This window comes from Nocardia sp. CC201C (assembly GCF_030010695.1).
Lineage (GTDB): Bacteria > Actinomycetota > Actinomycetes > Mycobacteriales > Mycobacteriaceae > Nocardia > Nocardia otitidiscaviarum.
The window spans coordinates 1-1,593 of the sequence record NZ_JASCXP010000708.1; the positions used below are offsets into that span (position 1 = coordinate 1).

1 protein-coding gene is annotated in these 1,593 nt (G+C 69.4%); it reads left to right on the forward strand.

Annotation, left to right across the window (positions count from 1 at the left end; genetic code table 11):
* Positions 1-37: 37 nt before the first annotated feature.
* A partial coding sequence (gene groL / locus QK444_RS36135) for a chaperonin GroEL (RefSeq protein ID WP_282786598.1) occupies positions 38-1,593 on the forward strand: 1,556 nt, incomplete at its 3' end.

Consider the following 1,593-nt stretch of genomic DNA (forward strand, 5'->3'; position numbering starts at 1 on the left):
GCCCCCGATTCCCCCGGACCCACAGGAGTAGGAACATATGGCAAAGCAGATCGAGTTCGACGAGAAGGCTCGTCGGGCTATGGAGCGCGGCGTCGACAAGCTGGCCGACGCCGTCAAGGTCACCCTGGGCCCGCGCGGCCGGCACGTGGTGCTGGCCAAGGCGTTCGGCGGCCCGACCGTCACCAACGACGGCGTGACCATCGCCCGCGACATCGACCTCGAGGACCCGTTCGAGAATCTGGGCGCGCAGCTGGTCAAGAGCGTCGCCACCAAGACCAACGATGTCGCCGGCGACGGCACCACCACCGCCACCGTGCTGGCCCAGGCCCTCATCAAGGGCGGCCTGAAGAACATCGCCGCGGGCGCCAACCCGATGGTGCTCGGCAAGGGCATGGAGAAGGCCGCCGCGGTCGTCTCCGAGGCGCTGCTGGCCGCCGCCACCCCCGTGACCGACGAGAAGTCCATCGCGCAGGTCGCCACCGTGTCCTCGCGCGACGAGGAGATCGGCGAGCTGGTCGGCAAGGCGCTCACCACCGTCGGCAAGGACGGCGTGGTCACCATCGAGGAGTCCTCCTCGCTGCAGACCGAGGTCGTCATCACCGAGGGCGTGCAGTTCGACAAGGGCTACCTGTCGCCGTACTTCGCCACCGATCCGGAGACCCAGCAGGCCGTCTTCGAGGACGCCTGGATCCTGCTGAACCGCGAGAAGATCAGCTCGCTGCCGGATCTGCTGCCGCTGCTGGAGAAGATCGCCGAATCCGGCAAGCCGCTCGTCATCATCGCCGAGGACGTCGAGGGCGAGGCGCTGTCCACCCTGGTGGTCAACGCGATCCGCAAGACCCTCAAGGCCGTCGCGGTCAAGGCGCCGTTCTTCGGCGACCGCCGCAAGGCGTTCCTGGACGACCTGGCCATCGTCACCGGCGGCACCGTGGTCAACCCCGAGCTGGGCATCAACCTGCGTGAGGCCGGGCTCGAGGTGCTGGGCAAGGCCCGTCGCGTGGTCGTCACCAAGGACGACACCACCATCGTCGAGGGTGCGGGCACCCAGGACGCCGTGGACGCGCGCGTCGCCCAGCTGCGCAAGGAGATCGAGCACACCGACTCCGACTGGGACCGCGAGAAGCTCGAGGAGCGGCTGGCAAAGCTGGCCGGCGGCGTCGCGGTGATCCGGGTCGGCGCGGCCACCGAGACCGAGCTCAAGGAGCGCAAGTACCGCGTCGAGGACGCGGTCTCCTCCGCCAAGGCCGCGGTCGCCGAGGGCATCGTCTCCGGCGGCGGTTCGGCGCTGGTGCAGGCGTCCACCAAGCTGGTCGAGCTGAAGGACTCGCTCTCCGGTGACGAGGCGGTCGGCGTCGAGGTCGTGCGCCAGGCGCTGCTGTCCCCGCTGTACTGGATCGCCAGCAACGCGGGCGTGGACGGCGCGGTCGTGGTCGCCAAGGTCTCCGAGGGCAAGGAGGGCTTCAACGCCGCCACCCTGACCTACGGCGATCTGGTGACCGAGGGCGTCGTGGATCCGGTCAAGGTGACCCGTTCCGCCGTCGAGAACGCCACCTCCGTGGCGCGCATGGTGCTCACCACCGAGAGCGCCGTTGT